Raw genomic sequence first — 8,431 nt, forward strand, 5'->3', positions numbered from 1 at the left:
AAAGTATCCAGAACGCTTTGGTCTCGAATGAGGCATTCCTTTTGGAAGAAAAGCGGACAAGCGGGAGGTGAATAACGTGAGTATTTATTACATTCCAAAAGATAAGACCAACTCGAAAACGCAAATTATGATTGCTGGATATGAGATTGCTAACCCGACATTTTCTGAAAATCTGGAACCGGTGGGGGAGAGCCAGCTTACATTGCACTTGAATTTTATCAGTAACGATTACTCCCCCAACAAGTTCACAAAGTTTTTGGATGCGTTCAATAACTTTTTACAAGAGTATAACAAGCTATAACCCAAGCTTTTTCTTTAAAAATTCTGTGGCTAATGTAGAAACAATGGAAAGCGAAACACTAGATAATTTCTTGGTTGCAGCCTTAGTTTCTTTCCAAACTTCATGATCTCTAATGGTATCGAGAAATTGATGACCATCCCAAGTCAATGATGAAATAGCAAGCTGATAAATTTCGTCTCCTGCATATGTAACGTTAGCATTAACAAATTTAGCTTCAATCATTTTCAGCAATGCGTAGACAGAAATTTCATAACCATAGCTAGAAACTGTTTCTAGTTCTTTGAAGTCGTCAATGAATATCGGCTGATTAAACGACAGTTTGCTTTCTAGCTCGAGTAAAAGATCTCTTACGCAATCTTGGTCTAGTTTCATTGGAATTCACCTCCTTCCCCTGTCATCATTCGATAGGAGGGAAGGAAAATCCTGCGAAAAGTGAGGGGAAACGTCATGAGTCAATTACAAAGTTTCAGTCTTTTCAATCATCCGATGTTCGGTGAGCTTCCAGTGCTCGTTGTCGATGGTATTGAATGGTTTGGTGCTACAGAAGCGGCTAAGTCATTAAGTTTCGGAAATCCATATGATGCAATCAAAAATCACGTTGATAAAGATGACCTAGCGGACCACGAGGTCATCGACAGATTAGGGAGAAGACAGTCTAAAAAGTTTGTCAATGAATCAGGCCTTTACAGTTTGATATTTGGTGCAGCAAAACAAGGTAACAATCCGGAGATTAGAGAGAAGGCTAAACAATTTAAGCGCTGGGTAACCGCAGAGGTGTTACCAACAATCCGCAAAACCGGCGGCTATGTATCAAACGATGATCTGTTCATCCAAACTTACTTACCGTTTGCCGACGAACAAACAAAAATGATGTTCCGCGGTGTTCTTGAAACAGTCCGCAAACAAAACGAACAAATCGCTGCTATGAAACCGAAAGCAGATTATTTTGACGCCTTGGTCGATCGAAACCTTTTGACGAATTTCCGGGACACTGCAAAAGAATTGAAAGTCAAGGAGCGGTTCTTTATTAACTGGCTTCTCCAAAACAAATTTGTTTATCGGGATCAGAAAGGGAAACTTAAACCTTATGCTCCGTATGTGCCGGAATTATTTGAATTGAAGGAGTTTGCACGAAACGGCAAGGCGGACGTTCAAACGCTGATTACACCGAAAGGAAGAGAGACGTTCCGGCTTCTGCTACAAAAGGAGGGAATAGCATCATGAACGTCCTCCCGGATGACATGAAGCTAGCTGCCGAATTGTACGAATGTTGCTACTCTTGCCTAGAGCGTGCACGTATGGAACTGCGTAGAGACAACATCGACGAAGCAGAACGCTGGATAACAGAATTTCAACGCTGCAAACGCGACTTGGACGAGCTGATACGGAAGAAAGAGGAGCACGACCGGTTGATGGAAGTCGTTGAAATGATGAAAGAACGCGGTGTTGATATTGCGGTCATTTTGAGAAAGGGGAATGAGTGATGTTGGCCAAACCGAACTACGATCATTTAACAGTTTCTGATTTTCAAAGTTTGCTAAAGTTCGAGGCGTACTTAGTGCAATTCGAAGAATTTTTCGAAGCAAAAGGAATGTACGAGGAAGCAAGATGGATTCGCCATATGAAGAAATTTATCACAATTCGCCGCAAATGTATGAAAGCAGTTATTCAGCAGAGCATGAAAAAACGGCCAGTGCCTAACACCAGCCATCATAACCAACCAGCCCGTTCAATCACAATATAGCATATTTCCTCTCCCTTTCACAAGACAGGCTGGTGCCTGTCGTCAGGTGCAGGAGCGCTGTTTCCCTATCCCCCTTTTCCAGCGTTCTTGTGCCTGACGATGTGCACTAGCACATCCGTAAGGCGATGGCGGAATAGGTAGACGCAGGGTAGGCCGGTTAGCTCATGAGGCCCGCGTGAAGCAGCGCATGCAAGGTGCAAATCCTTGCTCGCCTTACGCTACATACCTATGCGAAAGGAGGGACAAGTATGACACGGGAGGAGAAAAAACTTATCCGGTTGCGGATCATCGATTTGCTCGATCAGTGCCAGGGTTGCCCAAACCGTTATGTGACAAACGCAAGTATCCACATCTGCCCGAGCTGCCCAATCGGGCAACAGATGCAGGCACTCGGTCAAAAACTATGGAAACGCGACGAACGCGACGAGAAGAAGCGCGCGGCGGTGATCGCAGAGATTCCAAAACGGCGTCAGTGGACTACACAGGAGGAAGAATTCCTTTTGCAAAACCTCCATATGGGTTGTAGAGAGCTGGCGAAACAATTAGGGCGCACTTATAAGTCCGTTCACAACAAAATAACCAATTTGAAAAAAAGGGGGCGCATCCATGCAAGTTGAAAATCCGATGACTCGTCCGATTGTAGAAAAAAGTTCCCACTGGGGAATTGATGCTTGCGGCGATGAAATTCTCTACGGCGATGTCATTTATGAGTTCCCGGACGGGGAGATTGTACTCGAGGAAAATATTCGTCAGTATCTCACTGAAAATCTTGGCGCTACACGCAAAATTGCCGAATAAAAAACGCCTCACTGGGGAGAGTGAGGCGCACGCAATGGTGATTCCTTTGAAACAGCTACCTACATAGTACAGGAATCGCCTTCAAAAATCAAATGGAGGTGGAACGATGTCGGTTGTCTTTGCCAACACAAATGAAATGAGTCATGAGGAATGGTTGGCTGCGCGTCGGAAGGGAATCGGAGGAAGCGATGCAGCTGCCATTGCCGGTTTAAACAAATGGAAATCTCCTGTTGCGGTGTATCTTGAAAAGATTGGACAAGCCCCAGAGGAAGATGTGAGTAGCGAAGCAGCGTATTGGGGTACAGTGCTTGAGGATGTCGTCGCTCAAGAATTCAGCAAACGTACAGGTCTCAAAGTGCGGCGTAAAAATGCGATTCTACAGCATCCAGAACATTCTTTCATGCTTGCAAACGTGGATCGGCTGATTGCCGGTGAGAAGGCAGGGCTTGAATGTAAAACGGCCAGTGAATACCTCAAAGAAGAGTGGAAAGATGATGAGGTTCCGGCACAATATCTCATTCAATGCCAGCACTACATGGCTGTCACTGGTTTTGATTCCTGGTGGATTGCGGTTCTCATCGGTGGAAATAAGTTCATCTACAAAAAAATCGAGCGTGATGAAGAGATCATTCAGTATCTCATTCAGATCGAATCGGATTTTTGGAACAATCATGTTCTCAAGAAAAATCCACCGATGTTTGACGGTTCGGATGCTTCGAGTGATTTACTGAAAGCTTTGTATCCGACAGCGAAGTTCGATGAAGAGATTGAACTTCCACCTCATGCTAACGAGTTGATTGCGAAATATGAACAAGCCAAACAAGAGGAAGCCGAAGCTGCCGAACGTCGTAAGGAAGCTGAAAATCAACTTAAGGCTATGCTCGGTGATTATGAAAGAGCATTTGCCGGCGATCGTATTGTCACATGGAAAAACGTTCGTAGTAGCCGTGTTGATACCAAGTTACTCAAAGCGAAGTATCCAGAAATATATCAGGAGGTCGCCAAAGAAACGGTATCGCGGCGATTCTCCATTAAGTAGGTGAATGAATATGGCCAAATGCAAAGGTTGCGGCAAGGAAATTGAATGGATTAAAACGCCTGCCGGCAAAGCTATGCCGGTGGATATCGAGGTCATAACTGTAGTGACTGCAAAAGGCGAAGTTGTCAAAGGGCATATCCCTCACTGGGCAACTTGCCCTGCGGCACAGCAATTCAAAAAGAAATAGGAGGTTATCAGTATGGCAACAAATCAATCTCTAAAAAATCAGCTTGCAAACAAAGCAAATAAAAAAGAGGCGGCAGCGCCTACTCCAGCACAAACCATTGCGGCATATCTCAAAAAAATGGGACCGGAGATTGAAAAAGCTCTTCCAAAACACATGGACGCTGATCGCATGGCACGAATCGCTCTCACAACTATTCGAACGAATCCTAAATTGCTGGAATGTTCTGTTCCTTCTCTTCTCGGCGCGGTGATGCAAGCAGCACAGCTTGGACTAGAGCCGGGGCTCATCGGACATTGCTACTTCGTTCCGTTCAAAAATGGAAAAACAGGACAATCCGATGTGCAATTCATCATTGGCTATAAAGGAATGATTGACCTAGCACGGCGCAGCGGAAACATCGAAAGCATTTATGCTCATGCGGTTTATGAAAACGACACGTTCGAATATGAGTATGGCTTACATCCGAAGCTTGTTCATAAGCCGGCCATGACAGATCGTGGTGAATTTATCGGCGCCTATGCAGTTGCTCATTTCAAAGACGGTGGCTATCAATTCGAATTCATGCCTAAAGAAGAAATTGAAAAACGCCGTAAGCGTTCAAAAGCAGCTAATAACGGTCCGTGGGTAACGGACTATGAGGAAATGGCCAAAAAGACTGTCATCCGGCACATGTGGAAGTACTTACCGATATCGATCGAAATTCAACAAGCTGTTACGCAAGATGAAACCGTGAGAAAAGATATCACCGCAGATCCAGAGCCAGTTGAATACATCGAAGCCGAAGCATTTGAGGTTTCAGCAGAGGAAGAGGAACAGCCGAAAGAAGAGGAAAAACCAAGCAATTTTGAACAGGAGAGCTTTGATATCGAATGATGGAATACCGCATCGCGATTCCACACTGCTATACGTGGATGGCTGCTGGCAACAAGAAAACTATACATCGCCTACATCAAGGGATATATCAAGAGCAGCCATCCCGGCTTAAAGCCGGTCAGGGTGGAAGGACGATATGTGATTTGCATCAAGAATAGTTCATGCAAAAAGGAGGTGGATTCTTGGCGAATCCACAATTAGATAACGGCTTTACGCGAATTGCAAATGAGATTTTGGAAAACATTTATTCCAGGAAATTTACGGCCAATCAATTGATCATTATTTTGGTTATTTGGCGTTATACTTATGGATTCCAACGAAAAGAACACGTTTTTTCGTTAAGTTTTTTGGCCGAGGTAACGGGTATAGACAGAAAGGCAGTCAAAAGGGCGCTTGATTCGCTGATCGAAGCTAATGTCATCATAGTCGTAAAAGAAGCGGATTTTAATAACGCTAGATGTTTAGCGTTCAATAAAAATTACGACGAATGGAAAATTGACCACAGGGGGATAAAAAACACCACTGTGAGTAAAAATGACCACACCGAAGAAATGACCACTGTAGGTAAAGATGACCACACCACAGTGGGTGATTTTGACCACACCACAGTGGGTAAAAATGACCACCATATAAAGAAAATATATAAAGAAAAAAATAAAGAAAATATTAAAGAAGAAGATAGAATAGACCATTTTCAGTTAATCGCCAACAAGTTCATTCAAAGAAGAGCGCATGGCTTTGATTTATCCCCAGAGGATGAGTTAGCTATCCATAGATTGCTAGATGACAACATCCCTATAGACATCATTTTGAAATACATCGATGAAATATTCGACGAGTATGAACCAAAGCACCGGTTAGATTACATTAAAAGCTTCAAGTATGTAGAAAAGGTCATTCTCGATCGTTATTTTGGCCAAAAAGGAGAGGAGAAAAACAATGGAGGCACGGTTCACAAGCATCGCCGAGGTGTTGGCCGATTTACAAAAGAAGGTGGCAAGTCATATGAACAAATCCTCCGAGAAGCCGAAGCAGCACGACGAGCTTGGGGAGGATCATGAGTGCCCGGTCTGCCTGGATACCGAATTCATCTTCTATCGAGATGAGCGCGGCTATGAATTCGCGAAACCTTGTGAATGCCGGGAACGGAAAGCATGGAAGCGCCGGTTCAAGCAAGCACTAATTCCAGATGAGTTTATCCATGCGAATTTTGAAAATTTCAAGCGATCGACGCAGTATCAGCAAGATATGTACGATGCGACCATTAGCTACCTAAACGAATTCGCTGTTATTAAACACGAGGACGGCACGACAAAGAAAATTATGTCTGACAAAAATTTAGGTTTCATTGCCAAGGTTGGCGAACAACGATTGCGAGAGCTACCTGTTTCGGAGCGTGCATCGATGAAACAAAAGCACAACAATTTCGGCGTCGGCAAAACTCATTTACAAATCGCCCTGGCCAAACGGCTCATTAAGGACGGATTCAATGTACTTGTCGTTTCAGATGTCACGTTCATGGACGAGCTCATCCAAGCCAAAATGATGAATGATGAGGGAGAAACACTCAACAAGCTTTTGCACAGTGCCATTCATGCTGATGTGCTCGTCTGGGATGACATCGGCAAGGCGAAATGGTCCGAAGCAAAAGAAGCATTGTACTACCAAATTATCAACGAGCGATACAGAAAGCAAAAACCGATTGTCTTTAATAGCAACGAAGATCGCGGAACATTGAGTGAAAAGATCGGATATGCTGCGGCAAGCCGATTGCTCGGACAATGCGGTCCATATCTCCATGAAGTCGAAGGTGAAGATTTTCGATTGAAAGGGGCGTAAAGAACGATGACATGCGTGAAATGTGACGGTACGGGTCGGCTATACACCAAAGTAGCAAACGGCGCGTGCTTGGTGACGGCTTGCGATTGCGAACATGCGAAGCGTGCCAGACAAGAATTCGAGCGGGAAATGGCCGAATTTCGGCGCCGGCTGCGTGAAGCGAAAGAACGGTTCGGAATAGCCGTGAAGTGATGCGTAGAGGGGGAGAGGATACATGCAACCAGGGGATTGGGTGTATTGCGTAAATCCGCACGAATATGTCTTTGGATGGTTGGGATATATCGACTGGATACGGCCGCCAGAATGCAAAGTGGTTTTTGTGCGAACAAGACTAAACCAACCGGTGCGGGAAGAACGCCGGATACTATTGAGCCGTCTCGAACCTGCTGGCGTGTCTACGGATTGGACAAGCTCTGAACTGAACGCATTGATTGATTTGGCACTTGATACACGTGACGAGGAATGGTTTTACGAACTTGCTGCCCGGAAAGGGGGTGAACGTGTTGATACTGTATAACAGCGTAAAAATGATGCAGGAGTTAAAACGCCAACACGTCATCCGCCAGCTCATCGAGATGGGCATACACGAGTATGAAGGACGGGAGATCGGGGAGCTGGATTATGATCGGTTGAAATATATCCTTGCGCTAGCAAGGTTAAAAAACTAACACGCTCTAAAACTTCAAATTTTAGCCCGTATGGCGTTTTTCTTGTGAGGGTAATAAAAGTATTTGAAAGCGAGAAAAACGCCGTACAGGGCAAAAACAGGCGTCTATAAGCCTAGCTGGAGGGAATGAGATGAACCGATTATGGGACGTCTTTTTGACGGCTACAGCAATTGTATGTGTCACAGGCATAGTAGTTCTCCTGATAGTCTTGGCGTATTTGGTTTTTTAACTTGGAGCACGTGGAGTACATTCGATTCATTTACGAATAAGAGGTGAAAATTCATGAATTTAGCTAAACTTTTCGAAATGCAACGCCGGCTGGATGAACAACAGGAGATATGGAAAGACATTCCTGGGTTTGAGGGTGAATATCAAGTTAGTAATTTAGGTTACGTAATTGGAGAGAGACTAACCCTAAATTTTTCACTACAACTAAACTAGCGAAATTATACGGTGTTAAACATTACCATATTTCTCGGATTTGCGAATTCAAAGCATGGAAAACAGTAATTTAAATGGGGGGATTGGAATGAATATCAAAAAATTATTTGAGTTACAAAAGCAATTGGATTTACGAATCGAAAAAGAGCATCCGCGGAAACCTGGCGAAGATCGGTTAGCAAAGAAAATCCTTGCGTTGATGGTGGAGCTTGGTGAACTTGCGAACGAAGCTAGATTTTTCAAATATTGGAGCCATGACCAGGCGCCGAGAACAAAAATTGAATATATATGCCCGACTTGTAACGGAACTGGCGATGAAAATTATGATAGTTATATTGACGATCTCGAAGGTGGTTACACGCACGAAGTCATTAATTGTGAGGATTGCGGGGGAACGGGGACTTTAGGTTACAAAAATCCACTCCTTGAAGAATACGTGGACTGCCTGCATTTCATCTTATCGATCGGAAACGACATCAACATGAATGAAGTGTATGAAGATTATGAACCAAAGCCGTTGTATTTCGGTGACGGTGATATT

The 8,431-nt window shown here is 44.1% G+C and carries 17 protein-coding genes; 16 read left to right on the plus strand and 1 reads right to left on the minus strand.

What is annotated here, in order from left to right:
- Positions 1-76 precede the first annotated feature (76 nt).
- Positions 77-301: a hypothetical protein gene (locus BM278_RS17170; RefSeq protein WP_090952262.1), complete on the plus strand. Its 225-nt coding sequence runs from the start codon at positions 77-79 to the stop codon at positions 299-301.
- Here the strand turns inward: BM278_RS17170 and BM278_RS17175 are convergent.
- Positions 296-673 carry a DUF2513 domain-containing protein gene (locus BM278_RS17175; protein WP_090952265.1) on the minus strand — a complete coding sequence of 126 codons (378 nt, stop codon included), beginning with the start codon at positions 671-673 and terminating at the stop codon, positions 296-298. The genes BM278_RS17170 and BM278_RS17175 overlap by 6 nt on opposite strands.
- A gap of 75 nt (positions 674-748) precedes the next feature.
- Between BM278_RS17175 and BM278_RS17180 the strand changes: the two genes are divergently transcribed.
- The 15 genes from BM278_RS17180 to BM278_RS17240 all read left to right on the plus strand — a co-directional run.
- Positions 749-1,525 carry a phage antirepressor KilAC domain-containing protein gene (locus BM278_RS17180; RefSeq protein ID WP_090952267.1) on the plus strand — a complete coding sequence of 259 codons (777 nt, stop codon included), beginning with the start codon at positions 749-751 and terminating at the stop codon, positions 1,523-1,525.
- Entirely contained in the window at positions 1,522-1,785 is a 264-nt protein-coding gene (locus tag BM278_RS17185; RefSeq protein WP_090952271.1) for a hypothetical protein, read from the plus strand. The genes BM278_RS17180 and BM278_RS17185 overlap by 4 nt, the downstream gene beginning before the upstream one ends.
- Positions 1,785-2,045, plus strand: a complete 261-nt coding sequence (locus BM278_RS17190) for a hypothetical protein (protein ID WP_090952275.1) — start codon at positions 1,785-1,787, stop codon at positions 2,043-2,045. The genes BM278_RS17185 and BM278_RS17190 overlap by 1 nt, the downstream gene beginning before the upstream one ends.
- A 248-nt stretch (positions 2,046-2,293) precedes the next feature.
- Positions 2,294-2,662: a hypothetical protein gene (locus BM278_RS17195; RefSeq protein WP_090949186.1), complete on the plus strand. Its 369-nt coding sequence runs from the start codon at positions 2,294-2,296 to the stop codon at positions 2,660-2,662.
- Entirely contained in the window at positions 2,652-2,843 is a 192-nt protein-coding gene (locus BM278_RS17200; RefSeq protein WP_090949188.1) for a YqaI family protein, read from the plus strand. Before BM278_RS17195 ends, BM278_RS17200 begins: the two co-directional genes overlap by 11 nt.
- A 106-nt stretch (positions 2,844-2,949) precedes the next feature.
- Entirely contained in the window at positions 2,950-3,882 is a 933-nt protein-coding gene (locus tag BM278_RS17205; RefSeq protein WP_090949191.1) for a YqaJ viral recombinase family nuclease, read from the plus strand.
- Between the two features lie 10 nt (positions 3,883-3,892).
- Entirely contained in the window at positions 3,893-4,069 is a 177-nt protein-coding gene (locus tag BM278_RS18990) for a hypothetical protein (protein WP_167359614.1), read from the plus strand.
- Positions 4,070-4,081: 12 nt separating this feature from the next.
- Positions 4,082-4,942, plus strand: a complete 861-nt coding sequence (recT, locus tag BM278_RS17210; RefSeq protein WP_090949193.1) for a recombination protein RecT — start codon at positions 4,082-4,084, stop codon at positions 4,940-4,942.
- Positions 4,943-5,124: 182 nt separating this feature from the next.
- Positions 5,125-6,003: a replication protein gene (locus BM278_RS17215; protein ID WP_167359615.1), complete on the plus strand. Its 879-nt coding sequence runs from the start codon at positions 5,125-5,127 to the stop codon at positions 6,001-6,003.
- On the plus strand, positions 5,948-6,781 hold the full coding sequence (locus BM278_RS17220) for an ATP-binding protein (RefSeq protein ID WP_090949196.1): 834 nt from the start codon (positions 5,948-5,950) through the stop codon (positions 6,779-6,781). The genes BM278_RS17215 and BM278_RS17220 overlap by 56 nt, the downstream gene beginning before the upstream one ends.
- A 6-nt stretch (positions 6,782-6,787) precedes the next feature.
- Complete coding sequence (locus tag BM278_RS17225; RefSeq protein ID WP_090949198.1) at positions 6,788-6,973, plus strand: hypothetical protein; 186 nt, start codon at positions 6,788-6,790, stop codon at positions 6,971-6,973.
- A 22-nt stretch (positions 6,974-6,995) separates the two neighbouring features.
- On the plus strand, positions 6,996-7,298 hold the full coding sequence (locus BM278_RS17230; RefSeq protein WP_090949199.1) for an IDEAL domain-containing protein: 303 nt from the start codon (positions 6,996-6,998) through the stop codon (positions 7,296-7,298).
- Positions 7,282-7,449, plus strand: coding sequence for a hypothetical protein (locus tag BM278_RS18995; RefSeq protein ID WP_167359616.1), 168 nt, complete (start codon positions 7,282-7,284; stop codon positions 7,447-7,449). Before BM278_RS17230 ends, BM278_RS18995 begins: the two co-directional genes overlap by 17 nt.
- Positions 7,450-7,755: 306 nt before the next feature.
- Positions 7,756-7,890: an NUMOD4 domain-containing protein gene (locus BM278_RS19730; protein WP_425272974.1), complete on the plus strand. Its 135-nt coding sequence runs from the start codon at positions 7,756-7,758 to the stop codon at positions 7,888-7,890.
- 88 nt (positions 7,891-7,978) lie between these two features.
- The coding region (locus BM278_RS17240) for a dUTP diphosphatase (RefSeq protein ID WP_208601786.1) at positions 7,979-8,431 on the plus strand (453 nt) is incomplete at its 3' end.

This window comes from Parageobacillus thermantarcticus, assembly GCF_900111865.1.
Lineage (GTDB): Bacteria > Bacillota > Bacilli > Bacillales > Anoxybacillaceae > Parageobacillus > Parageobacillus thermantarcticus.